This is a genomic window from Mycobacterium bohemicum DSM 44277 (assembly GCF_001053185.1).
In the GTDB taxonomy this organism is placed as follows: domain Bacteria; phylum Actinomycetota; class Actinomycetes; order Mycobacteriales; family Mycobacteriaceae; genus Mycobacterium; species Mycobacterium bohemicum.
In genome coordinates this window covers 182086-206659 of the sequence record NZ_CSTD01000006.1, presented here as the reverse complement: position 1 = coordinate 206659, position 24574 = coordinate 182086, and the positions used below count along the sequence as shown (strand labels likewise).

Sequence of the window (24574 nt, the reverse complement as noted above, 5' to 3'; positions counted from 1 at the left end):
GGCGTTCACTCCTCTTCGAGGGGGTCTTCGAGCGGGTCCAGGTCGTATCCGGGATGGGCGACGGCCAACCGGCGCCGCACCAGGGTGCGCAGGCAGGCGGTGACCTCGCGGTCGCGCCCGTCGAGTTCGCCGGCCCGGATCGCGGTGGCCAGCTCCTCCTCGTCCGCGAAACCCAGGTCGGCCAGCGCGGCCCCGGCCTCCGTCTCGCCCTCGTCGAGCAGTTCCCGCTCGACGATGCGCAGCGCGTTGGCGGCCACCCTGGCGTGGAAGTTGACCTGCCCGCTGGTCGCCCGCCGCACGTCGGTTTCCAGGAACTCGGCCACCGCGGCCACCAGCTCGGCGGCCAGGGGGCGGCCGTAGGCACCGATCACGGGGACAGCTCCAGCAGGTCGAGGAGGTCCCATTCGGTCTCGCAGACGCGCCGGCCGATCGCGGCCAGCTCCACCGAGCGGGACTGACCGCTCAGGTGCCGCTCGGCCTGGTACCGGCAGATGACGCCCCAGCGCAGGGTGGCCAGCACGAGCCACCAGTGAAAGGCCACGCGGTCGACGGTAGTCGCGCCGGCCTCCTCGTAGGCGCGCAGGAACGTCTCGATGCTGCCCAGCCCGCCGGCGCCCCGGCTCGCCGGGGCGCCGAACCGCCAGGCCCGGATGCAGAACCAGGCCAGGTCGTCGCAGGGGTCGCCGAGGTGCACGAGCTCCCAGTCCAGGACGGCGGCCAGGTCCGAGCCGTCGACGATGAGGTTTCCCATCCGGAAGTCGCCGTGCACCAGGACGTTCGCCGGCCGGGAGCCCCGCGGCCGGTGGGCCTCGAGCCAGCGGAACGCCCACTCGAACGTCGCGGTGGTGTCGCCCATGTCATCGAGGCGCGCGCGCCACTGCGCGACCGGGTCCTCGTTCGTCAGGGCGGGGTCGCGCGCGTCGGCTCGGTGGATGGCCGCCAGCGCCCGCGCGCACTGCGCCAGCAGGCTCGCCCTGGCCCGTTGTCCGCCGGCGGCGTCGAGCTGACGCTGGATGCGCCGGACGATCGTCTCGCCCTTGATCTCCTCGCAGATGAGGAACGGATTGCCCAGCGCGGCAGGCGAGTCCGTGGCGATCAGGACGCGGGGGACCCGCCGGTCACGGCGTCGAACGCCCACGTGGTCCGGCTGGCGCCGCCGGTCAGCGCGCGCAGGTTCTCGATGGCCACACCGCCGGGGCCGAGGACCGGCTCCAGCACCCGGGCCAGATGCGGCGCCAGCTCCGTCACTGCTTGCCGAACCTGAACAGCCGCTGCGCGACCCGGCGGATCTGAATCTCCTCGGCGCCCTCGGTGATCCGGTAGCGGCGGTGATGGCGGTAGATGTGCTCGAACGGTTCGTGCCGGCTGTAACCGAGGCCCCCGAAGACCTGCATCGCGCGGTCGGCGGCGTCGCAGACCAGCCGGTTGGCCCGGTAGTTGGCCATCGACACCTTGTCGGAGACCTCCATGTGGTGGTTGCGGTCCAGGTGCCACGACGCGTAGTGCACCAGCAGCCTGACCATCTGCGCCTCGGTCTGCAACTCGGCCAGCGGCCACTGGACGGCCTGGTTCACCGACAGCGGCTTGCCGAACACCACCCGGTCGCCGGCGTACTCGGCGGCCCGGTCGATGCAGTATTGCGCGGCGCCCAGGCTGCTGGCGGCCTGCCGAATCCGGTTCTCGTGCAGAAAGGTTTGCGCGACCTCCAGGCCGCGGTCCACCTCGCCGAGGACCGCGTCGGCCGGCACCCGCACGTCGGTCAGCTGCACTTCGGCGTGATCGGTGGGCATGTTGAACGTCCACCAGTAGTACGGGATGGTGAAGCCCGGGGCGTCGGTCGGCACCAGCAACGCGGTGATGCCTCGGGCCTGCCCGGGCTCGCCGGAGGTGCGGGCGAAGATCAGGTCGTGCGTCGCGCGGTGCACGCCGGTGTTGAACCGCTTGGAGCCGTTGATCACCCAGCCGTCACCGTCGGGCTGGGCGCGGGTCTCCAGCCAGGTCGCGTCCGACCCGTGCAGCGGCTCGGTCAGGCCGAACGCCATGGACCGCTCCCCGGTGATGAGCGCCTCCGACCAGTCGCGCCGCTGCTCGTCGGTGCCGAACCGCTCCATCATGATCACCTGCGGAAAGTTCCCGACGATCGAGGACTCGTTCTGCAGGTCGTTGTGCAGCCCAAGTCCCTTGTGCGCCAAATGTTCCCGGATGATGGCCATGTCGACGTTGCTGCCGTCGCGGCCGCCCAGCGACGCCGGTAACCCGTAGCGCAACCAGCCCGCCTTGTCGGCCCGCCTGCGCATCTCGGTGAGCAGGTCCTCCCAGGCCCGGCTCGGGATGCCGTCGTTGTCCCAGTCCGTGCGGGCATGCTCGCGGCGCTTGTCGAAATACTGGGCGTGCTCGCGTTCCAGCGGCTTGATCTCGGCCTCGATGAACGCGTCCATCTCGGCGAGCAGACCCGGAATGTGCTCCGGCACTGTGAAATCCACGTTGACCTCCCTAAGATCGCCCGCCGTACAAGGTCTTCTTCCACACGGTCGACAGCGTCGCGATGGCGTCGTCGTCACCGATGTCCAGGCCCAGGCCGGAGGGTCCGACGAAGACGGTGGTGAAGTTCTCGAAGAGCAGCGCGATGGCCGCCGCGACGTGCTGGGCGTTCAGCTCGGCGCCGTACCCCTGCTCCTGGGCGCGCTGCACCGACGCCGCCACGATGTCCATGCCGAACCGACGAAACTCGTTCTGCACGGCCGCGAAGCGCTGCTGGGTGGCCGCCAGCTGCGCGACCGCGATCATGATCCCGATGTTCTGCTTGAACATGTTCCAGTACCCGGTGACCACCGACGTGAAGAACGCGTCGTCGTCGGCGGACTCGGGCAGCCGCAGGCTCAGCCCGGACGGCTCCACCACGTCGTGCAGGAACGACTCGGCCAGCGCGGCCAGCAGGTCCTCCTTGTCGGCGAAATACCGGTAGAACACCGCCGGCGACTTTCCCGCCGCCGACGTGATGTCGGCAAGGGTGGTGCCGTGAAACCCGCGCTCCGCGAACAGCTTGCGGGCCGACTGCTCGATCGCCTCCCGGGTCTGGCGGCCCTTGGGCGTCAGCGTCTCTGCCGGCATCATTCACCGGATCCGGTCACCGGCGCGCAGTAGCGCGCCCGGCAGTTCGTGTCCGACAACGGATTTCGCGATCCGGGCCGCGTCGATGGCGGCGTCGAGGTCGATGTCGACCTCGACGCCACTGTCGCGCAGCAGGTACACCAGGTCCTCGGTGGCGATGTTGCCGGTCGCCCCGGGGGCGAACGGGCAGCCCCCCAGCCCGCCGGCCGACGCGTCCAGCCGGGTGACCCCGCAGGTGACCGCGGCGTACGCGCTGGCCAGGCCCGCGCCCCGGGTGTTGTGGAAGTGTCCTCCCAGCGGCAGGTCGCCGATCACCGGGCGCAGCTGCCCGATCAGCGACGTCACCCGGCCCGGGGTGGCGGTGCCGATGGTGTCGGCGATCGAGAACCGGTCGACGCCGAAGCCTGTGGCGGCGGCGGCGATGTCGAGCACCTGCTGTGGCGGGGGCGGGCCCTCGAACGGGCAGTCCCACGCCGTGGCCACGACCACCTCCACCGTGAGCCCGCCGTCGTGCGCGATGGCCACGATGTCCTCGATCTGGCGCGTGGCCTCCGCGCTGGGGCGCCCGACGTTGGCCTCGCTGAAGGCGTTGCTGGCCGCCACGACGTACTCGATTGAGCGCAGCCCGGCGGCCACCGCGCGCCTGGCGCCGTTCGGGCTGGCGACCAGGGCGGAGAACTCGATGTCGGGGTAGTCGTGCAGCCGGGCGGCGAGCTCGGCGGCGTCGGCCATCGAGGGCACCTTGGTGGGGGAGACGAACGCGGTGGCCTCCACCTCCCGCACGCCGGTGGCGGCGATCGCTGCCAGCAGGTCGAGCTTGGCGGACAACGGGACCGGGGCCTCGATCTGCAGGCCGTCGCGCAGCGCCACCTCCCGGATGTCGACGTGTGTCTTCACAGCACCTCCTCGGCCCGCAATGCCTCGAGTTCCCCGGCGCTCTTGCCGAGCAGACCGATGTAGACGTCGTCGTTGTGCTGCCCCGGACGCGCCGGCCCGGCGGTGCGGACCCCGCCCGGAGACTCCGACAGCACCGGGACGATGCCCGGGCCGAGCACGGTGCGCCCCAGCCTCTCGTCGTGGTGCTCGACCAGCATGCCGCGCGCCCGCAGCTGCGGATCCTTGACCACCTCGGCCACCGTGTTGATCGGCCCGGCGATCACCCCTGCGGCGCTGAGGGTTTCGATGATCTCGCCGGGCGGGCGCTGCTCGGCCCACGCGCCGATGATGGCGTCGAGCTCGTCCTGGTTGCGGCCCCGGGCGCCGTGCGTGGCGAACCGGTCGTCGGTCGCCAGCTCGGGCCGCCCCATGGCCTTGCACAGCCGGGCGAACACGGTGTCCTGGTTCGCGGCGATCACCACCCAAGAGCCGTCGGCGCTGCGGTAGATGTTCGACGGCGCGATGCCCTCCAGCCGGGTGCCCGACGGGCCGCGCACCACGCCGCCGGCGTCGTAGTCGGGGATGGTGGATTCCTGGATGGCCAAACAGGATTCGGTGAGCGCGACGTCGACCACCTGCCCGCGCCCCGTGATCCCGCGCCGGTAGAGCGCGGCCAGCGCGCCCTGGGCGCCGAACATGCCGGCGAGGCTGTCGCCCAGGGACAGCGCGAGCCGGGGCGGCGGGCCGCCGGGGAAGCCATTGAGGTGCCGCAACCCGCTGGCGGCCTCGGCCACCGACGCGTACCCCGCCTTGTGCGCCTCGGGCCCGGTCTGGCCGTAGCCGGAGACCCGCACCAGGATGACGCCCGGGTTGCGTTCGCACAGCACGTCGTAACCCAGGTCCCACTTCTCCAGCGTGCCGGGCCGGAAGTTCTCCACCACGATGTCGGACTTTTCGACCAGGTCGAGGAACAGCTCGCGCCCGCGCGGCTTGCGCAGGTCGAGGGTGACGGCCCGCTTGTTGCGCGCGTGCACCGTCCAGAAGACGTGGTGCCCGTCGACCTCGGCCTGGCCCCACGTCCGCAGCGGGTCCGGCGCGCCAGGGGGCTCCACCTTGATGACGTCGGCGCCCATGTCGGCCAGCAGCCGGCCGGCGAACGGCCCGGCGATCAGGGTGCCGAGCTCGAGCACCCGGATGCCGTCCAGCGCCCCAACCATGCGCCGCTCCTCCTCATCGCTTCGCTCTGCATCGTCGCCGGCGCCAGCCATCAGCGCCCCGCGAAGTCGTGACGGACCAGCCAGTCGGTCACGACGTCGACCGCGGCGCGCAGCTTGTCGCGCTGCTCGGGTCCCGCGTAATAGTGTGTGGCGCCGGGGATTTCGTGGATCTCCTTGTCATGGTGCCCGATCGCCTCGAAGAGGCGCCGGGTGTGGCTGGGCGTGCAGGCGTCATCGGCCAGATTACCGATCACCAGCGCGGGCACCGCGATGTCCCGCCCGCAGGCCACGCCGTCGCCGTGGGCGTCGTCGTAACTCCACTGCGACAGCCAGCTGCGCAGGGTGCAGTACCGCGCCAGCCCGACCGGGCTCATGTTCACGATTCGAGGATCGCCCAGGTAGCAGGTTCCGGGGGTGCGTTCGTTGGGATCGACGGTCGGGTCGAGCCAGCGGGGATCGGCCATGGTGCCGTGCACGACGAAGCAGAACTCCTCGTCCGGGCGGCCGTGGGCCCGCAGGTCGGAGAGCTTGTCCTTGACCCACGCGGTGATGCGGCGGTTGCGGTCGATCTGCGCCTGCCGGTAGGTGGCCAGGAACTCCTGGCTGTAGGGAGGCTGATTGGGGTTGTCCGGGTCGTACAGGTCGAGCCCCGGGTCGCGTTTGGTCGGGTCGGATTCGTCGAGGATCGACGCGTCCAGCCATTCGGTCAGCGTGCCGTGCCGGCTGACGTGCGCGGCCAGCAGCATGATGCCGTCGGCGGCGGGCAGATCGAGCTTGGTCAGGTCCGGGCCGTCGCCGGACGGGCTACAGGTGACGGTCGCATGCTGCGCCTGCTGCTGGTAGAACACCGACAGCGAGCCGCCGCCGCTCCATCCGGCCAGCACCACGCGGGTGTAGCCGAGCCGCTTCTTGGCGTCCTTGATGCACTCGCCGAGATCCTCGACCACCTTCTCCATCAGCAGCGCCGAATCGGTCCCGCGAAACCTGCTGTTGCAGTAGATGACGTGGTGCCCGGCGCGGGCGAGCGCGTTGATCATCGGAAGGTACGCGCCGCCGCCGATCGGGTGCATGAACACCAGCACGGTGTCCGAGGGCCTGTCCCTGGGCTTGAGCAGGTAGCTCTCCAGCACGGTGATCTCGGCAAGGCCGCCGTATACGTCCCGTACGCCCGAATCGTTCTGGAAGGCAACCAGATAGGGGATGCGGTCGTATTCGTGCTTCACGAGTGCTGCCCGAGGTCGTGGGCGAGCACCTCGGCCGACGGGGTCAGCCGGCGGCGGGTGTCGATGGCGATCACCTGCCAGTCGACGCGGGAGTAGTCGTCGAACTTGCGGCGGGTCCGTTCGCGCGCCTTCTCCGGCGCGCCGTGGTGAACCCCTTGTGGCGCATGCGAGATCAGGCCGGGCGGCATCGGGATCCCGTACAGCGAGCCGCCGTGGAAGAAGGCGATCTCGTCCAGGTCGACGTTGCGGTGATACCACGGCGTGCGCTCGGTGCCCGACACCGTCTCGGCGGGCCGGGGCAGGAAGTTCATCACGTAGACGCCGGTGGCCTGCATGAACAGGTGCACCGTGGGCGGCAGGTGGACGCTGTCGGAGGTGATCACGTTGTAGTCGGCGATGTTGTAGGTGAACGGGAAGTTGTCGCCGCGCCAGCCCTCGACGTCGAGCGGATGGTGTTGGTAGTACAGCGTTGTCGGCCCACCCTCGTGGATGAGCCGGACCTCGTACTCGGCGCGGTCATCGTCGTCGTGGGCGGCCGGTTCCGGGATGGTGGCCTGCGACGGGTCGAAGGGGAAGTGGCGGCCCAACGCGCCGGGCGGCGGGACCCGCAACTCGTCGGTGGTCTCCACCATCAACAGGGTCGTCGCCCCTTCGCCCGAGGGGTCGGGCACCTGCCGCCAGGTGCAGGCCTTCGGCACGTAGAGCCAGTCGCCCTCGGAGTAGCGCAGCGGGCCGAACTCGGTTTCGACCAGTCCCGCCCCGCGGTGCACGAAGCACAGCAGGTCGCCGTCGACGTGGCGGGCGAAGAACGGCATCGGCTCGCTCCGGCGGCTCAGCGAAATGCGGCAGTCGTCGTTGCTGAACAACAGCAGCGGCCCGCCGTCGGCGTCGGTGGCGTCGCTGGGCTTGAGCTCGCTCGACAGCACGTCGATCGGCCGCAGCGGGCCGACCGCGCGGTAGGCGGTGGGGTCGTGGCGGCGGTACATGTTGGCGGTGCGGCCGGTGAACCCGCCCCGCCCCAGTTCGTCGTCCTTGAGGCCCTCGAGGTCGGCGTGCAGGCGGCGCGGCGTCCTGCCCTTTCGCAGGTGGACGAAGGATTCCATGGGCGACTCCCGGCTCCGGTGGACGAAAACTGAAAGTGACATTACTTTTTGTTTCGGGCCGGCACAAGGGGTTTCGTCGGCACGGCAACCAGAGCCGCCTCTGCCGGCGGCGGCACCTGCTGTGCCCGCCTGGCAGCGACAAACGTCCGCGGAGGCGACCCCGAACCCGTCGTTGTCGCTCGAAGGCGGGCACAACGACAAGTCCTCCCGACTTGGTGCTCATGTGACGGGAGATAACGAGCGGTCAGTCGCGGACGCGCAACACGACTTTCCCCCGGGCGGTGCGGTTTTCGAGGGAAGCGACGGCGGCCGCGGCCTCCTCCAGCGGGAAGACCATCGGCTCCGGCGGAGGAAGCCGCCCCGAGCTGAGCAACCGTTCCAGCCCGGCCCACTGCTCGGTCAGCGCGCCCGGGTGCGTCGCGGTCCAGGCGCCCCAGCCGACGCCGACCACGTCAATGTTGTTGAGCAGCAACCTGTTCACCTTGACCGTCGGGATGTCTCCGCCGGTGAAGCCGATGACCAGCAACCGCCCGCCCGGGGCCAGGGAGCGCAGCGAATCGGTGAACCGGTCGCCGCCGACCGGGTCGACGACGATGTCGACGCCGCGGCCGTCGGTCAATTCCTTCACCGCGTCCTTGAATCCGTCGGCCAGCACCACGTCGGTGGCGCCGGCGGCCGTGGCGATGTCCGCCTTCTCCTGCGTGCTGACGACCGCGATGACGCGAGAGGCGCCGAGCACCGACGCCAGCCGCAGCGTCGACGTGCCGATTCCGCCGGCCGCGCCGTGCACCAGCACCGACTCTCCTTCGCCCAACCGGCCGCGCACGGTCAGCGCGAAGTACACGGTCAGGTCGTTGAACAGCAGCCCGGCGCCGGCCTCGAAGCTCACGTTGTCGGGCAGCTTGAATAACCGGTCGGGGGAGACCACGGCGACCTCGGCCATGCCGCCGGTGAGCATGGTTAGGCCGACGACCCGGTCGCCGGGACGCACGTGTGCTCCGTCGGGCGCAGACCGGACAACCCCGGCGATCTCCGCGCCGAGCACGAACGGGGGCTCCGGGCGGTATTGATACAGGCCTCGGGTGAGCAACGCGTCGGGAAACGCGACTCCCGCCGCGTGCACGTCGACCACCACGCCGTCGCCCGCCGGCTCCTCGACGTCGGCCAACTCGACCGCGTCCGGACCCTCGAGCCGTGTCACCCGTGCTGCGCGCATGCCACCTCCGTCGTCAGTGCCGCCCGCACAGCGTACTGCCGGCTACTTGAGCTCGGCCGACGACAGCCCCAGCAGGCGGCGGGCCACCACCAGCTGCTGGATCTGCTGGGTGCCCTCGAAGATGTCGAGGATCTTGGAGTCGCGCGCCCACTTCTCCAGCAGGGACTGCTCGGAATAGCCTGAGGTCCCGGCCAATTCGACGGTCTTGAGGGTGACGTCGCTGGCCATCCGGCCGGCCTTGGCCTTGCTCATCGACGCCTCTTTGGAGTTGGGGATCTTGTTGTCCGCCTGCCACGCCGCGCGCAGCGACAGCAGGTAGGCGGCCTCCCAGTCGGCCTCCATCCGCAGGAACTCGGCCGCCGCCGCGCTCTGCACGTGCGCGGGCCTGTCGTAGGAAATCTCCACGCCGGCTTCGGTGAGGATCCTGCGGATCTCCTCCAGCGCGGCGCGGCCCACCCCGACGGCCATGGCCGCGACGATCGGCCGGGTGTTGTCGAAGGTTTCCATCACCCCGGAAAAACCTTTGCCCACTTCGATTTCCGGGTTGCCCAGCAGGTTTTCCTTCGGGATGCGCACGTTGTCGAACCGGATGGCCGCGGTGTCGGAACCCTTGATGCCGAGCTTGCGTTCCAGCCGCTCGACCGTGACGCCGGGATGCTCGCGCGGGACGATGAACGACTTGATGGCCGCGCGGCCCTTCGACTTGTCCAGGGTGGCCCACACCACGATGTGGGTGGCGCGCGAACCCGCGGTGACGTAGATCTTCTCGCCGTTGATGACGTACTCGTCGCCGTCCAGCTTGGCCGTGGTGGACACCGCCGCCGAGTCGGATCCGAAGCCCGGCTCGGTGATGGCCATCGCCGCCCACACCTTGCCCAGGCGCTCGAGCTGCTCGTCGGTGGCGACCGCGGAGATCGCGGCGTTGCCCAGCCCCTGATACGGAACCGAGAGCATCATCGCGACGTCGCCCCAGCTGGCCTCCAGGGTCTGCAGCAGCGCGGCCATGTTGGCGCCGTTGCGGTTGGTGCCCTTCTCGGCGTCCTCGCTGCGCAGCGCGTCGGCCCCGGCGAACTCGACGGATTCCGAGGCCCCCTCGAACAGGCTGAACAGGGTGTCCAGCTCGACGGGATAGGCGTGCTCGCGCTCGTCGTACTTGCGCGCGATGGGCCGCATCAGCTCCGCGGCGCCCTGATGGGTCTTGACCATCACCGCCTGCAGCTTGCGTGGTAGCTCCAAATTTATTGCCATGATTGAACTTTCGCTCGTGTTAGATGACGACTACACCCTCGGCGACGCCGATGGCCCGCAGGTCGCGGTACCAGCGCTCGACCGGGTGTTCCTTGGTGAAGCCGTGGCCGCCGAGCAGCTGCACGCCGTCGAGCCCGATCTGCATGCCCTTGTCGGCGCCCAGCCGCTTGGCCAGCGCCGCCTCCCGGACGAACGGGAGGCCCTGCTCGGCGCGCGACGCGCCGCGCCAGGTGATCAGCCGCAGGCCGTCCAGCTCGATGGCGATGTTGGCGCACATGAACGCGACGGCCTGCCGCCGGGCGATCGGCTCGCCGAACGCCTCGCGCTCCTTCACGTACGGCACGACGTAGTCGAGCACGGCGTGCGAGGTGCCGACCGCCAGCGCCGCCCAGCCCAGCCGGGACAGCGCGATCGCTTCGGAGTAATCGTCGTCGGTGGCGCCGTCCTCGCCCAGCCGGGCGCTCAGCGGCACCGTGACCCCCGACAGCTCGACCTGGCCCAGCGCCGACGCGCGCAGGCCCATGCTCGGATCCGGGGTTACCGCAAGGCCTTTGGTGGACGACTCGACGATGAACAGTGCCGGCTTGCCGTCCAGCTGCGCGCCGACGATGAACAGCTCGGCGTCGGCGGCCGCCGGCACCAGCGACTTGACGCCGTCGAGCCGGTAGCCGCCCGGGGTCCGCACGGCGGTGGTGCTCAGCCGGGTCGGGTCGAACAGCGGCCGCGGTTCGGCGATCGCGACGCAGGCCTGCGGCACGTTCTCCCCGGCGAACTCCGGAAGGTAGGTGGCCTGCTGGTCCGCGCTGCCCCAGTGGGTCAGCGCGGACGCGACCCCCCCGGGCGCCAGGATGGGCAGCGCCAGTCCCATGTCGCCGTAGGCGAGCGCCTCGGCGACCAGCACGTTGGTCACACTCGAGCGGTGCTCGGCGATCCCGTCGAAGTCCTCGGGGATGTTGACCGCGGTGATGCCCAGTTCGGCGGCCTTCGCGATCAGGTCGCGGGGATAGCCCGCCGCCTCGTCGGCCTCGGCAGCCGCCGGGCGCAGGATCTCGGCGGCGAATTCGTCGACGGTCTCGACGATCATCTTCTGGTCGTCGTCCGGCGTCAGGTCGAAGTAGTCCTTGCCGCTCGACTTGAGCCGGGTGGGCCCACCCCGCAGACTCTGCACCCGCTTGAACTGGCGGGACGTCGTTGCCGCGGTGGAGAAGACGGTCTTGGTGCCGTAGCGCAGGCCGCGGTTGAGCGGGTCGCGCAGGTGGTACTTGTCCCAGAACTCCTGCCCGACCAGCGGGGTCAGCAGCGCGATGGCGATGTCGACGCCCGTGCGTTTGTGGCGTTGCAGGCCGACGGCGCTCTCGTTGCCGCGCCGCTTGGCTTGGGGGCGGGAAGATTTCGACGTTTTCTTGGAACCGGAAAGAATTTCGGTCATTTTTCGCAGCCTCGGTCGTTGGGGCGATGCAGCCGAGTCTATCTTACTCTGGAGTAAGAAAGCGGTAATCTGCGTCACACATCGGCGCCGAGGGCGTCGAGGACCAACCGGTGCAGCAAGCCGTTGGTCGCGACGGCGCTGCCCCCGTGCGGCCCGGCCGTGCCGTCGAGGCCGGTCAGCGTTCCGCCGGCCTCGCGCACCAGCACGTCGAGCGCCGCGAGGTCCCACACCGACACCTCCGGCTCGGCGGCGATGTCGACCGCCCCCTCGGCGAGGAGGCAGTAGGACAAAAAGTCCCCGAAGGCGCGCACCCGCCACACGGCGTCGGTCAAGGCGATGAAGCGTTCCCGCAATCCGCGCTGCGCCCACCCGGAGAGGCTGGAGAACGACAGGCTGGCCGAGCCGAGCTCGGCGACCGAGGAAACCGACAACCCGCGCGGCGGTGCGCCGTTGACCGCGACGAAGGCGCCCCGCCCGCGCGCCGCCCACCAGCGGCGCTGCAACGCCGGGGCGCTCACCACGCCGACCGACGGCACGCCGTCTTCGAGCAGGGCGATCAAGCTGGCCCACACCGGTACCCCGCGCACGAAGTTCTTGGTGCCGTCGATCGGGTCGATCACCCACTGCCGGCCGGCGAAGGTGGCGGTGCCGCCGAATTCCTCGCCGACGACGCCGTCGTCGGGCCGTTCCCGGGCGAGCGCCTCGCGCAGGGCGGTTTCCACGTCGCGATCGGCGTCGGTCACCGGGGTCAGGTCGGGCTTGGTCTCGACGCGCAGGTCCAGCGCCCCGAACCGGGCCGAGGTCAGGGCGTCGGCGCGGTCGGCCAGCGCCAGCGCCAGCGCCAGATCGTCCCGACTCATGTGAGCAGTCCTACCATGGCCGGATGTGGGAATACGGCGTGCTGATCCTTCTGTTGGCGGTCCTGGGCGTGGCGCTCGCTCAGCGGTTCGTTCCCCGCGGCCCGCGCGGTGAGTCGGTGAGCGGCACCCTGCTGGTGACGGGAGTCAGCCCGCGACCGGACGCCACCGGCGAGCAGTACGTCACCATCGCCGGTGTCATCAACGGCCCGACGGTCAACGAGCACGAGGTGTACGCCCGCCTGGCCGTCAACGTCGACCAATGGCCGGCCGTGGGGCAGCTGCTGCAGGTCGTGTACTCGGCGAAAAACCCCGACAACTGGAAGTTGGCCCCGGCCGCCTAGGGCCGACTAGGGCCCGACTAGGGTCGGTCACCCGCCCGCGGGCGGCCGCGTCATCACGTTGAGTCGGGTCCCGTACCGCGGGAGCACGCCCGACGCCCGTGTCATCGTGCCCGCCGGCATCCCGGGTACGCCGGGGTAGCCGGAACCGGCCGGCTCCTCGGTACCCGGGATCGTGGTCAGCCCGGCGGGTTCCAGAGCCGCGACGCGGCCGGTCGACGGTGCGGACCAGCTCGCCGGGACCGACATCGGACCGATAACATTCGCCCGGCCCGTGCTCACGGTGATCGCGCGGGGCAACCCGCCGGCCCCGGATTCGGCCGCGGCGCCGGTCAGCCGGGGGCCGAGGCCGATCGGTCCCAGCGCGGGGCTGGGCCCGGCGGCGCCCGCCAAATAGGTCAAATTTCTCTGGGCGGCGATGAGCGACGTCGGGATTCCCTCGAGGGTCCCGGTTCCGCTGACCACCGTGTTGATGCCCTGAATGGCGTCGAGCAGGCCGAAGTCGCCGCCCGTGATGGGAATCGGGCTGAGCGCCAGCAAGCCGTCGATCCGATTCCAGATCTGGTCGCTGAACTCCTTCAACGCGTCATACAAATTGGAGAGCGGGTCGCTGGCCGCGGCGCTCTGTTCGGCCTGGCCGTTCGGGTTCGCCGTCTGCTGTGGGGACGCGAACGGCGTCAACCGGCTGGTCGTCGCCGAACTGGCGGCGTAGCCGTTCATGGCGGCCGCGTCCTGAGCCCACATCTCGGCGTACTGCGCCTCGGTGGCGGCGATCGCGGCGGTGTTCTGGCCCAGCAGGTTCGTCGCGATCAGCGCCTGCAACTGGGCGCGGTTGGCCGCGATCACCGGCGGCGGCACCGTCATGGCGTACGCCTGATCGAAAGCCCCCGCGGCCGCCCTCGCCTGCATGGCGGTCTGGCTGGTCTGTTGCGCGGTGCCGGTCAGCCATTCCACGTGGGCGGAGGCGGCCGCGGTCATCGACTGGGATGAGGGGCCGCGCCAGTGCAAGGCGGTCAGTGTCGACACCACCGATTCGTAGGTCTGCGCGGCCGTGCCCAATTCGGCGGACAGCGAATCCCAGCTTCCCGCGGCGGCCAATAACGGCCCAGACCCCGGGCCACTGTACATTCTCGCGGAATTGATCTCGGGTGGAAGAAACGCGTAATCCATTGTCAGATACCCCTATTGGTGCGACGTGGTGAACCGTGCCGCGCCCGATCCGGCACTCGTCTGCTGCCGCCGCATTAGCGGCGGTAAAAGAAATGTAGGCGCAGAATTCCGCTTTTCCCGGCACATTCGGTCAACGGCGCGGCGATTCGATGACGACATCCGCCGGCGGTCGAACTTCGCACCCGGCATCAGTAGCGTTTGCGAATAACGCAATTGCGGCGGCGCCCGGCCCGTCGAGCTGACGGTGCTCCGGCGCGCCGGATAGGGACCAATGGCACCCATGTGTAGACCAATGCCCCTGGGTCGCCTGGGATTTCAGCCCTACGGTACGTAAAGCCCAGCCCTACCATCCCGCGCGGGAGGCTGTCATGACCGAGTGCGCCCGGCGGCGGGAGTCGGTGTCATCACACGGGCCGCGGATCGACCGATCGTGACCGAGCCGGCCGCGGGCGAGACCGACAGGGCCGTGGGCCCGTTGCGGCACACCCTGTCTGGGTTGCGGCTGCGGGAGTTGCTGGCCGAAGTGCAGGACCGTCTCGAGCTGATCGTCGAGGGCCGCGACCGGCTCGACGGGCTCGTGGAGGCGATGCTGGTCGTCACCTCCGGGCTGGAACTCGACGCCACCCTGCGCTCGATCGTGCACTCGGCGATCAACCTCGTCGACGCCCGCTACGGCGCGCTGGAAGTCCACGGCCGGGACGGCCGGGTGCTCCAATTCGTCCACGAGGGGATCGACGACGAAACGGTCCGGCGCATCGGGGAGCTGCCCCGGGGCCTCGGGATCATCGGCCTGTTGATTCACGACCCGACGCCGCTGCGCCTGGACGACATCTCCTCGCACCCCGCGTCGATCGGCTTTCCCGCCCACCACCCCCCGATGCGGACCTTCCTGGGCGTGCCGGTCCGGGTCGGCGACGAATCGTTGGGCACCCTTTATCTCGCCGACAAGACGAACGGGAAGCCGTTCAGCGCCGACGACGAGGTGCTGGTGCAGGCGCTGGCGGCCGCCGCCGGAATCGCCATCACCAATGCCCGGCTCTACGAGCAGTCCCAGGCCCGCCAGTCCTGGATAGAGGCCACCCGCGACATCGCCACCGAACTGCTGTCCGGCATCGAGCCGGCGAAGGTCTTCCGGCTCGTGGCCCAGGAGGTGATGAACCTGACCGGGGCCGACGGCGCCCTGGTCGCCGTCCCGCCGGATCAGGACACACCGCACGCCGAGCTCGTCGAGCTGCTGGTGATCGAGACCGTCGGCAGCGTGACGGACTCGGCCGTCAAGGGAACCATCCCCGTCGCGGGCACCTCGCTGGCCGAGGTCTTCGCCAAGAGCGCCCCGCAACGGGTGGACGCGATCGACCTGGAAGGCGTCGAGGTGGGGTCCGCCCTCGCGCTGCCGCTACGGGCGGGCGGGACGGTCGCCGGGGTCGTCGTGGTCGTGCACCGCGCGGGCGCCTTCACCGAGGAACACCTGGAAACCATGGCCGCATTCGCCGACCAGGCGGCGCTGGCCTGGCAGCTGGCGACGTCCCAGCGCCAGAGCCGCGAGCTGGACGTCGTCAGCGAGCGCGACCGCATCGCCCGGGAACTCCACGACCACGTCATCCAGCGGCTCTTCGCGATCGGCCTGGGGCTGCAGGGCACCGTCGCCCGGGTGCGCGATCCGGAAGCGCAGCGGAGACTGTCCGGCGCGGTCGACGACCTGCAGGCCGTCATCCGGGACATCCAGACCACCATCTTCGACCTGAACGCCGCGCCCCCCGGGACCTCGCGGCTGCGGCAGCGCATCGACGAGGCCATCGCCGAACTCGCCGGCACCCGGCTGCGCACCGCGGTGCAGTTCGTCGGTCCGCTGTCGGTGGTCGACGGCCCGCTGGCCGATCACGCCGAGGCGGTGGTCCGGGAGGCGCTGAGCAACGCCGTCCGGCACGCGGGGGCCAGCACCGTCACCGTCCGGATCGCGGTCGACGACGACCTGCGGATCGAGGTCAGCGACGACGGTCGCGGCCTGCGCGACGGGGCCGCCCGCGGGGGCCTGGCGGAGCTGGAACAGCGCGCCGCCGCCGCCGGCGGTGAATTCACCATCGAACCCGCGCCCGACGGAACGGTGCTGCGCTGGTCGGCGCCGCTGGTGTGATGACCCGGCCGCTCAGCCGTGGCTGATGCGCAGCAGCTCGGCCAGGTTCGGCAGCTTGACGCGCGGACGCCCGTGCGGCTCGCCGGCCGTGCGCTCGTGGCGGTCGATGATCTCCCAATGCGCGGACGTGACCAGCTTCGGCTGGCGCGAGGCCAGCCAGTCGGCCAGTTTGTCGGCGTGGTCGTCGGCGAAGTCCGCGGGCTCGGCCGCGGCGGCCAGATCCTTCAACAGGGTGTCGACGGTGTCCTGGGAGTCCTTCTTGTTCGTGCCGATCACCCCGGTCGGTCCCCGCTTGATCCACCCGACGACATATTCGTTGCGGCTGCCCTCCACGCGCCCGGCCGCGTTGGGGATCGTCGCCGTCTTCTGGTCGAACGGCAGCCCGGCGGTGGGCACCCCGCGGTACCCGACCGAGCGCACCACCAGCCGGACCGGCAGCTCCTCGCGGTCCCCGGTGTCGTTGGCCGCCACCCGGCCGCTCTCGTCGGTGACCAGCTCGTTGCGGCCGAGCACGATGCGCTCCACCTTGCCGTCGCCGCCGATCTCGATGGGAGACGTCAAGAACCGGAACACGATTCGTCGATGACCCGGCCGCGGCGGACGCTCGGCGTAGTCGCGCAACACCTTGAGGTTCTGCTTGGTGGTCTTGCCCACCGCCGCCGCGTCCTCGTCGGTGATGCCCTGAAGCTGCACGGGGTCGACGATGACGTCGACGTTCTCCAGCTCCCCGAGCTCGCGCAGTTCGAGCGTGGTGAAAGCCGTCTGCAGCGGTCCGCGCCGCCCGATGATCACCACTTCGTCGACGCCGCAAGGGCGTAGCGACTGCAGGGCGTGGTCGGCGATGTCGGTGCGCGCCAGCGCGTCGGGATCGGTGACCAGAATGCGCGCCACGTCCAGCGCCACGTTGCCGTTGCCCACCACGACGGCGCGGCCCCCGGACAGGTCCGGCGTGGCGCTCTCGAAGCTGGGGTGCGCGTTGTACCAGCCCACGAAGTCGACGGCGGAGATGCTGCCCGGCAGGTCCTCGCCGGGAATGTTCAGGGCGCGGTCCGACTGGGCGCCGATGGCGTAGATGACGGCGTCGTAGCGCTGGGCGAGCTCGTCGGCCTGGACGTGCAGGCCGACCTCCACGTTGCCGAAGAAGCGGAAGCGTGGGTCCTCGGCGGTCTTCTCGAACTGCTTGCTGATCGATTTGATCTTCGGGTGGTCGGGCGCCACGCCCGAGCGCACCAGCCCCCACGGCGTCGGCAGCATCTCCAGCATGTCGACGGCCACGTCGAGGTCGTCGGACGCCTCGGCCGCCTTGAGCAGGGAGGCCGCGGCGAAGAATCCCGACGGTCCTGAGCCGACGATCGCGACGTGGTACGGGCGCATACTCGAGCCTTTTGTTCGTGCCGGGCCGCGGCGGGACGGTGGCAGTGGCCGCGCAATGCCGCAGTCCGGACTGCACGTGGTGGTCACTTGATGCTAAACGGTGCGGCCCGACGTTGACCTGAGCATTCGGCGCGGGCCGGGCCGCCGGTAACGTGGTCGGCTGTGGAACCCGACCGTCAAGCCGACATCGCCGCCCTCGACTCCACCCTGACCACGGTGGAGCGGGTGCTCGATGTGGACGGTCTGGCCAGCCGCATCGAGAAGCTCGAGCACGAGGCGTCCGACCCCAACCTCTGGGACGACCAGGCCCGCGCGCAGCGGGTCACCAGCGAACTCTCCCACACGCAGGGCGAGCTGCGCCGGGTGCAGGAGCTGCGCCAGCGCCTCGACGACCTGCCGGTGCTCTACGAATTGGCGGCCGAGGAGGGCGGCCCGGACTCGCTCGCCGAGGCCGACGCCGAACTCAAGGCGCTGCGCGCCGACATCGAGGCCACCGAGGTGCGCACGCTGCTCTCCGGGGAGTACGACGAACGCGAGGCGCTGGTCACGATTCGCTCCGGCGCCGGCGGGGTGGACGCCGCCGACTGGGCCGAGATGCTGATGCGGATGTACATCCGCTGGGCCGAGCAGCACAAGTATCCCGTCGAGGTGTTCGACATCTCCTACGCCGAAGAGGCCGGCATCAAGAGCGCGACGTTCGCCGTGCACGCGCCGTTCGCCTACGGCACGTTGTCGGTCGAGCAGGGCACCCATCGGCTGGTGCGGATCAGCCCGTTCGACAACCAAAGCCGCCGCCAGACGTCGTTCGCCGAAGTCGAGGTGCTGCCGGTGGTGGAAACCACCGATCACATCGAGATTCCGGAAGGCGATGTGCGCGTTGACGTTTACCGCTCCAGCGGTCCCGGTGGCCAGTCGGTGAACACCACCGACTCCGCGGTTCGCTTAACTCACATCCCAACGGGTATCGTCGTAACTTGCCAGAACGAGAAGTCGCAGCTGCAGAACAAGGTCTCGGCCATGCGGGTTCTTCAGGCAAAGTTATTGGAGCGCAAGCGCTTAGAGGAACGCGCTGAGCTGGACGCCCTTAAGGGTGAGGGCGGCAGCTCCTGGGGAAACCAGATGCGCTCGTACGTACTGCACCCGTACCAGATGGTCAAGGACCTGCGCACCGAGTACGAGGTGGGCAATCCGGCGGCCGTGCTGGACGGGGACATCGACGGGTTCCTGGAAGCGGGAATTCGGTGGCGCAACCGAAAAGATGACGACTAAAACTCTTCTCGCCTCAACGAACCCGCTGGGCTGGCACGACTTTTGGCGCGGCGAATTCGGGCAGTGGATCATCACCCGGGGCCTGCGGCTCGTGATGGTGCTGATCGCTGCCGTGCTGGCGGCCCGCTTCGTCACCTGGGTGGCGCAGCAGGTCACTCGGCAGCTCGACCTCGGCTTCGCCGAGAGCGACGCCCTGGTGCGCTCGGAGGCCACCAAGCACCGCCAGGCCGTGGCGTCGGTGATCCAGTGGGTGTCGGTGGTCATCATCGGCATCTGGGTGATCCTGCAGATCGCCGAAATCCTGCAATTCTCGGTGAGCGGGCTGGTGGCGCCGGCGACCGTGGTCGGCGCGGCGCTCGGTTTCGGTGCCCAGCAGCTGGTGCGAGATCTGCTCGCCGGGTTCTTCATCCTCGTCGAAAAGCAATATGGGTTCGGCGATCTGGTGCGGCTGACCATCTCGGGGTCGGCGACCGACGCCTCCGGCACCGTGGAGAACGTCACCCTGCGGGTGACCAAGCTGCGTTCGCCGGACGGCGAGGTTTTCACCGTCCCCAACGGCCAGATCGTGAAATCGATCAACCTGTCCAAGGACTGGGCGCGCGCGGTGGTCGACATCCCGGTGTCGACCAGCGTCGACCTCAACCGGGTCAACGAGGTCCTGCACGAGCAGTGCGAGCACGCCCGCGACGACCCGGCACTCGGCGAGTTGCTGCTGGACGCGCCCACGGTGATGGGGGTGGAGAGTATCGAGGTCGACACCGTGACCCTGCGGCTGGTCGCCCGCACCCTGCCCGGCAAGCAGTTCGAGGCCGGGCGGCAATTGCGGGTCCTGGTCATCCGGGCGCTCGCGCTGGCCGGCATCGTGACCGCGGCGGACGCCACCGTCGGCCTCGTCGAGGATCCCGCCGTTCCCGCCGCGCAGGCCGCCGAAAAGGAATCGCGCGGTGAAGTCCAGGACGCGGTGCAGCCGCAGTGAAGTTCACCGTGAGCGTTCTCGAGAAGCGCAGCCAGAGCAGGCAACGGCCCTGGAGCCACCTGTTCGGCGGGCGGGTGCGCACGTCGACGGTCGTGCTGATCATCGCGTTCTGCGCGGTCTGGTGGCTCTACGACACCTACCGCCCCGAGCCTGCCCCGAAACCGCCGGCAAACCAGGTGGTGCCGCCCGGCTTCGTGCCCGACCCGAACTACACCTGGGTGCCGCGCAGCCGGGTGCAGCAGCCCCCGCCCACGGTCACGGTCACGCCGATCCCCACGACCACCACGCCGACGCCGACGCCGACCAGCACGGTGCCCCCGCCGACCACGACAACGCCGCCGCCGTTCGCTCCCGTCGTCGCCGCAGCCGGGCGCGCTCCCGACGCCGGCTTCGGCGCCGCCGGCCAGTTGACTTCGCTCGCCAGCGAAGGTCGCGGCTACACTGGCGTGCCGTGATGATCACCCTGGACCACGTCAGCAAGAAGTACAAGGCGTCGGCGCGCCCGGCGCTGGACGACGTCAACGTCAAGATCGACAAGGGTGAGTTCGTCTTCCTGATCGGCCCGTCCGGCTCGGGCAAGTCGACGTTCATGCGGCTGCTGCTCGGCGAGGAGACGCCCAACGGCGGGGATGTCCGCGTCTCGAAGTTCCACGTCAACAAGCTCCCCGGCCGGCACATCCCCAAGCTGCGTCAGGTGATTGGGTGCGTGTTCCAGGACTTTCGGCTGCTCCAGCAGAAGACGGTGTACGAAAACGTCGCGTTCGCGCTGGAAGTCATCGGCAAACGCTCCGAGGCGATCAACCGGGTGGTGCCCGAGGTGCTCGAGACCGTCGGCTTGTCCGGGAAGGCCAACCGGCTGCCCAGCGAGCTGTCCGGCGGCGAGCAGCAGCGCGTGGCGATCGCCCGGGCGTTCGTGAACCGGCCCCTGGTGTTGCTGGCCGACGAGCCCACCGGCAACCTCGACCCGGACACCAGTAAGGACATCATGGATTTGTTGGAACGCATCAACCGCACGGGCACGACGGTGGTGATGGCCACGCACGACCACCACATCGTCGACTCGATGCGGCAACGCGTCCTCGAATTGTCGCTGGGCAGGCTGGTTCGCGACGAACAGCGCGGCGTCTACGGGATGGACCGCTAAGTGCGCTTCGGCTTCCTGGTCAACGAGGTCCTGACGGGGCTTCGCCGCAACGTCACCATGACCGCGGCGATGATCCTGACGACCGCCATCTCCATCGGCCTCTTCGGTGGCGGCCTGCTGGTGGTGCGGCTGGCCGAACATTCGCGCGCCATCTATCTCGACCGCGTGGAGACCCAGGTCTTCCTGACCGAGGACGTCTCAGCCAACGACCCGACCTGCAGCGCCAACCCGTGCAAGGCGTTACGGGAGAAGATCGAGGCGCGCCAGGACGTCAAATCCGTGCGGTTTCTCAACCGCCAGGCCGCCTATGACGACGCCATCCGCAAGTTCCCGCAGTACAAGGATGTCGCCGGAAAAGATTCATTCCCTGCATCTTTCATCGTCAAGCTGGATAATCCCGAGCAGCACAAGGAATTTGACTCCGCGATGCAGGGCCAGCCCGGGGTGCTGTCGGTGCTCAACCAGAAGGACCTGATCGACCGGCTGTTCGCGATCCTGGACGGCCTGAGCAACGCGGCCTTCGCCGTCGCCCTGGTACAGGCCGTCGGCGCGGTCCTGCTGATCGCGAACATGGTTCAGGTCGCGGCATACACGCGGCGCACGGAGATCGGGATCATGCGCCTGGTGGGGGCGAGCCGCTGGTACACCCAGCTGCCGTTCCTGGTGGAGGCCATGGTCGCGGCCGCCCTGGGGGTGGCGATCGCGATCGTGGGCCTCATCCTGGTGCGGGCGCTGTTCCTAGAGAACGCGTTGAACCAGTTCTACCAAGCCAATTTGATCGCGCGTGTCGACTACGCCGACATCCTCTACATCTCGCCCGTCCTCTTCCTGCTCGGCGTGTCGATGGCCGGATTGACCGCGTACGCGACGTTGCGCCTCTACATCCGGCGGTAGCTGTGGCCGATAACTCCGGCCGGGCCAAGGCGGCGGGCGGCAAGCGTGGCAGCAAACAGGTTGTCGCCACCAATCGCAAAGCGCGGCACGATTATTCGATTCTCGAAGTATTCGAGGCCGGCGTGGCCTTACAGGGCACCGAGGTGAAGAGCCTGCGGTTGGGTCAGGCGTCGTTGGCCGACGCTTTCGCAACCGTCGACGACGGCGAAGTGTGGCTGCACAACATGCACGTGCCCGAGTACGTGCAGGGTAGCTGGACCAATCATGACCCGCGGCGCAAGCGAAAGTTGTTGTTACACAGGCAGCAAATCGACAGGCTGGTCGGCAAGATCCGCGATGGTAACCTCGCCCTGGTGCCCATGTCTGTGTATTTTTCCGACGGCAGAGTAAAGGTCGAGCTCGCTTTGGCGCGCGGCAAGCGAGCCTATGACAAGCGGCAGGATTTGGCCCGCCGTGATGCCCAGCGCGAAGTGGTCCGCGCGCTGGGCCGCCACGCCAAGGGCATGAGCTGATCGGCGCGGCGTACGCCGAGCTCTCGGCCGTCACGTATGGCGTCAGCGATTTCGTGGGCGGTGTGGCGGCCCGGCGGGTATCCGCGCTGCGCGTGATGCTGGTGGCCTATCCGCTGGAGACGGTCCTGCTCGGTGCCCTGGCCCTGGCCGTGGGCGGCCCCATTCAGTCCGGAGCGATCGTGTGGGGTGCGCTGTACGGCGTCGGCATGGCTTTCGGGATGTGGTCGTTCTTCGCGGCGCTCGGTGCCGGGCCGATCTCGGTGGTCTCGCCGCTGGCCGCGGTCCTCAACGCGGCGGTGCCGGTGGCGGTCGGGGTGGCGATGGGGGAGCGGCCCGGCCCGGCGGCCGCCGTCGGCGTCGTCCTGGCGCTGGTGTCGGTGATGCTGGTCAGCCGTGAGGCCTCCGCCGGGGGTGAGACGCCGTACCGGTTCACCCCCAGGGTGGCCTGGCTGACGGTGGTGGCCGGCTCGGCGATGGGGCTGAACCTGGTGTTTCTCCATCAGGCGCCGCACGAATGCAAGCTGTGGCCGCTGGTGTTCGCCCGGTTGTCGGCCACGCTGGTGGTGCTGCTGATGTCCGGTGCCAGCGGGAACCTGCGACCGCCGCGCGGGAAGCCCCTGAAGCTGGCGCTGGGGGTCGCGCTGCTCGACATCTGCGCCAACGTGACCATGCTGGTGGCGCTGCACACCTGGCTGCTGTCGCTGGCCAGCATCCTGATCTCCCTCTATCCGGCGGCGACGGTCGTGCTGGCGATGCTGGTTCTGCGCGAGCGGGTCAGCCGGTGGCAGGGCGTCGGCATGGTGATGGCGATGGGCTCCGTCGCGATGATCGCCGCCGGCTGACCCGGCAAGCGCCCGCCCTCTTCCATTAGCGACATATGTCACAAACCGCGGGGTGTGATTGAGGCGACGGTCGGTGTGGGTAGCCGAAAGCTACGGGCGCACATCGCGCCGACGCAAGCCGAAAACCTCAGGAGGGTCTATAGATGACTGCACCAGACACCGGCAGACTGCTCGCGCAGCTGCGCACACTGCTCGACCTGACCAACACCGAGATCCAGGTCGCCGAGACCCGCATCGTTCAGGCGCGCACCGAGGCCGTGCGCCGCGAGCTCACCCAGAACGCCGCCAACGGCCGCCAGCGCGCCCAGGCCATCCAGGGTGCCATCCGGGACCTGGGCGGTTACCCCGACGTGATCGGCCCCTTCCTGGGCCGTGCCGCCGCTGTGGTCAAGGCGCTGACCGAGCAGGCCGAACCGTTCGACGAGGCGCTGCTGGGTGACCTGGCGCTCGAGGACCAGCTCCTGGACCGGGCCCGCTACACCAAGGCGCTGGCGGTGGCAGCAAAGCGGTCCGACATCGAGGCGCTGGCCGAGCGTCTGATCACCGCCCACTCCGCGACCGTGGACTGGCTGACCACCGTGCTGGCCGAGGACGCGCTCGGCGGCCCGGCCGCGCTGCGCCGCACCCCGCTGCAGATGGCCGCGGGCACCGCGGTGAAGCTGGTCAACCTGCCGGCCGCCTGGTCGGCCCGGGGCGTCGACCGGACCGTGGACGCGCTGCGATCGGCGGGCCCGGCGTTCAACGACCTGGTCAAGCGTGGCGGCAACGCCAGCGAGATCGCCGCCAAGGCGCTCTCGGCCTCCCAGAACGCGGCACTGCGGGCCGCCGAGCGGGTCACCCGCTCCGAAGGCGCGGACCGTGCCGCCGACGCGCTGCACTCCGGGCGCGCCTCGGTCGGTGTGCTCGACGCCAAGGAGCTGCCCATCCGCAATTACGACGACCTCAACGTCAACGACGCGGTTTCCGCGATCAAGGACCTGACGTCGCCCAACGACGTCCGCGTGATTATCGCCTACGAGGAAGCGCACAAGAACCGGCAACGGATCGTCTCCGCCGCTCAGACGCGGGTCGCCGCGATCGCCCAAGAGGTGGTCGGCATCAACTAGCAGTTCGCCGCACCGAGTGCCCCCGGCCCCGACCAGGTCCGGGGGCACTCGGCCGCGATGGAACGCTAAGTGCCTGTCGGGAACAAATATGCGTTGCCGCGAGTTGGTAGCGGCGTACCATTGATTGGCCTGCCGAAAATCGGCGGGGATGGGCGAGGGGCTGAACGGTTTCGACTTCGCGCATCGAATCAAGGGAAGCGTGCCGGTGCAGGCAAGAGACCACCGTAAGCGTCGTTGCAACCATATAAGCGCCGATTCACATCAGCGCGACTACGCTCTCGCTGCCTAAGCGACAGCTAGTCCGTCAGACCGGGAAAGCCCTCGACCCGGAGCCTGGCGTCAGCTAGAGGGATCCACCGGTGAGTCCGGTCGCGGGACTCATCGGGACACCCACAGCGACTGGGATCGTCATCCTGGCTAGTCCGCGTGACCAGGAGATCCGAGCAGAGACCTAGCGGACTGCGCACGGAGAAGCCTTGAGGGAATGCCGTAGGACCCGGGTTCGATTCCCGGCAGCTCCACCAGAGAAGCT

At 69.5% G+C, this 24574-nt stretch carries 22 protein-coding genes, 1 other RNA gene and 2 pseudogenes; 11 read left to right on the top strand and 14 right to left on the bottom strand.

All coding sequences use genetic code 11. The annotated features are described in order from the left end of the window. Positions 1–5: 5 nt before the first annotated feature. The 12 genes and pseudogenes from BN971_RS22790 to hisN all read right to left on the bottom strand — a co-directional run bounded on the left by BN971_RS22790 (position 6) and on the right by hisN (position 12283). Positions 6–371, bottom strand: coding sequence for a DUF6285 domain-containing protein (locus BN971_RS22790; protein WP_085181942.1), 366 nt, complete (start codon positions 369–371; stop codon positions 6–8). Then, a pseudogene (locus tag BN971_RS22785) lies at positions 368–1248 on the bottom strand (phosphotransferase family protein). Before BN971_RS22785 ends, BN971_RS22790 begins: the two are co-directional and overlap by 4 nt. After that, positions 1245–2483, bottom strand: coding sequence for an acyl-CoA dehydrogenase family protein (locus BN971_RS22780; RefSeq protein ID WP_085181940.1), 1239 nt, complete (start codon positions 2481–2483; stop codon positions 1245–1247). The pseudogene BN971_RS22785 and the gene BN971_RS22780 overlap by 4 nt, the downstream one beginning before the upstream one ends. Before the next feature lie 10 nt (positions 2484–2493). Continuing rightward, positions 2494–3111, bottom strand: a complete 618-nt coding sequence (locus tag BN971_RS22775) for a TetR/AcrR family transcriptional regulator (protein ID WP_085181986.1) — start codon at positions 3109–3111, stop codon at positions 2494–2496. Between the two features lie 3 nt (positions 3112–3114). Then, entirely contained in the window at positions 3115–4008 is an 894-nt protein-coding gene (locus tag BN971_RS22770; protein ID WP_090350599.1) for a hydroxymethylglutaryl-CoA lyase, read from the bottom strand. Continuing rightward, the gene (locus BN971_RS22765) at positions 4005–5204 is read right to left on the bottom strand and encodes a CaiB/BaiF CoA transferase family protein (protein ID WP_085181985.1); all 1200 of its coding nucleotides are present in this window, start codon (positions 5202–5204) and stop codon (positions 4005–4007) included. Before BN971_RS22765 ends, BN971_RS22770 begins: the two co-directional genes overlap by 4 nt. A gap of 50 nt (positions 5205–5254) precedes the next feature. Continuing rightward, entirely contained in the window at positions 5255–6427 is a 1173-nt protein-coding gene (locus BN971_RS22760) for an alpha/beta hydrolase (RefSeq protein WP_085181938.1), read from the bottom strand. Then, complete coding sequence (locus tag BN971_RS22755) at positions 6424–7530, bottom strand: homogentisate 1,2-dioxygenase (RefSeq protein ID WP_085181937.1); 1107 nt, start codon at positions 7528–7530, stop codon at positions 6424–6426. The genes BN971_RS22760 and BN971_RS22755 overlap by 4 nt, the downstream gene beginning before the upstream one ends. A 244-nt stretch (positions 7531–7774) precedes the next feature. Then, positions 7775–8746 (bottom strand): NADPH:quinone oxidoreductase family protein, encoded by a 972-nt coding sequence (locus BN971_RS22750; RefSeq protein ID WP_085181936.1) that lies wholly within the window; start codon positions 8744–8746, stop codon positions 7775–7777. Between the two features lie 42 nt (positions 8747–8788). Next, a complete protein-coding gene (locus BN971_RS22745) occupies positions 8789–9994 on the bottom strand; it encodes an acyl-CoA dehydrogenase family protein (RefSeq protein WP_085181935.1) in 1206 nt (401 codons plus the stop codon). 19 nt (positions 9995–10013) lie between these two features. Next, positions 10014–11423, bottom strand: coding sequence for an acyl-CoA dehydrogenase family protein (locus BN971_RS22740; RefSeq protein WP_085181934.1), 1410 nt, complete (start codon positions 11421–11423; stop codon positions 10014–10016). A gap of 74 nt (positions 11424–11497) precedes the next feature. After that, the gene (gene hisN / locus BN971_RS22735) at positions 11498–12283 is read right to left on the bottom strand and encodes a histidinol-phosphatase (RefSeq protein WP_085181933.1); all 786 of its coding nucleotides are present in this window, start codon (positions 12281–12283) and stop codon (positions 11498–11500) included. Positions 12284–12306: 23 nt separating this feature from the next. Here hisN and BN971_RS22730 point away from each other — a divergent pair, with 23 nt between their 5' ends. Then, positions 12307–12624, top strand: coding sequence for a hypothetical protein (locus tag BN971_RS22730; RefSeq protein ID WP_085181932.1), 318 nt, complete (start codon positions 12307–12309; stop codon positions 12622–12624). 27 nt (positions 12625–12651) lie between these two features. On the opposite strand, the gene BN971_RS22725 is transcribed toward BN971_RS22730, so the two are convergent. After that, entirely contained in the window at positions 12652–13791 is a 1140-nt protein-coding gene (locus tag BN971_RS22725) for a PPE family protein (RefSeq protein WP_090350597.1), read from the bottom strand. A gap of 430 nt (positions 13792–14221) precedes the next feature. Here BN971_RS22725 and BN971_RS22720 point away from each other — a divergent pair, with 430 nt between their 5' ends. Continuing rightward, positions 14222–15925 (top strand): GAF domain-containing sensor histidine kinase, encoded by a 1704-nt coding sequence (locus BN971_RS22720; RefSeq protein WP_085181930.1) that lies wholly within the window; start codon positions 14222–14224, stop codon positions 15923–15925. Between the two features lie 12 nt (positions 15926–15937). Here BN971_RS22720 and BN971_RS22715 read toward each other — a convergent pair whose 3' ends face one another. Further along, the gene (locus BN971_RS22715) at positions 15938–17299 is read right to left on the bottom strand and encodes an FAD-dependent oxidoreductase (RefSeq protein WP_085181929.1); all 1362 of its coding nucleotides are present in this window, start codon (positions 17297–17299) and stop codon (positions 15938–15940) included. A gap of 162 nt (positions 17300–17461) precedes the next feature. Between BN971_RS22715 and prfB the strand changes: the two genes are divergently transcribed. The 9 genes and pseudogenes from prfB (at position 17462) to ssrA (ending at position 24566) form a co-directional block, all read left to right on the top strand. Further along, positions 17462–18568, top strand: a complete 1107-nt coding sequence (prfB, locus tag BN971_RS22710; protein WP_085181928.1) for a peptide chain release factor 2 — start codon at positions 17462–17464, stop codon at positions 18566–18568. Continuing rightward, on the top strand, positions 18558–19544 hold the full coding sequence (locus BN971_RS22705; RefSeq protein WP_085181927.1) for a mechanosensitive ion channel family protein: 987 nt from the start codon (positions 18558–18560) through the stop codon (positions 19542–19544). Before prfB ends, BN971_RS22705 begins: the two co-directional genes overlap by 11 nt. After that, positions 19541–19955, top strand: a pseudogene (locus BN971_RS22700) (Rv3103c family proline-rich protein). Before BN971_RS22705 ends, BN971_RS22700 begins: the two are co-directional and overlap by 4 nt. A gap of 43 nt (positions 19956–19998) precedes the next feature. Beyond that, positions 19999–20688 carry a cell division ATP-binding protein FtsE gene (ftsE, locus tag BN971_RS22695; protein WP_085181984.1) on the top strand — a complete coding sequence of 230 codons (690 nt, stop codon included), beginning with the start codon at positions 19999–20001 and terminating at the stop codon, positions 20686–20688. Next, the gene (ftsX, locus tag BN971_RS22690; protein WP_085181925.1) at positions 20689–21582 is read left to right on the top strand and encodes a permease-like cell division protein FtsX; all 894 of its coding nucleotides are present in this window, start codon (positions 20689–20691) and stop codon (positions 21580–21582) included. It abuts the gene before it with no gap. Positions 21583–21584: 2 nt separating this feature from the next. Then, the gene (smpB, locus tag BN971_RS22685; RefSeq protein WP_085181924.1) at positions 21585–22094 is read left to right on the top strand and encodes an SsrA-binding protein SmpB; all 510 of its coding nucleotides are present in this window, start codon (positions 21585–21587) and stop codon (positions 22092–22094) included. Further along, on the top strand, positions 22091–22936 hold the full coding sequence (locus BN971_RS22680) for an EamA family transporter (RefSeq protein ID WP_139027163.1): 846 nt from the start codon (positions 22091–22093) through the stop codon (positions 22934–22936). The genes smpB and BN971_RS22680 overlap by 4 nt, the downstream gene beginning before the upstream one ends. A 143-nt stretch (positions 22937–23079) precedes the next feature. Further along, entirely contained in the window at positions 23080–24042 is a 963-nt protein-coding gene (locus BN971_RS22675) for a coiled-coil domain-containing protein (protein ID WP_085181922.1), read from the top strand. A gap of 156 nt (positions 24043–24198) precedes the next feature. Beyond that, positions 24199–24566, top strand: a transfer-messenger RNA (tmRNA) gene (ssrA, locus tag BN971_RS22670). The last annotated feature ends 8 nt before the right edge of the window (positions 24567–24574 follow it).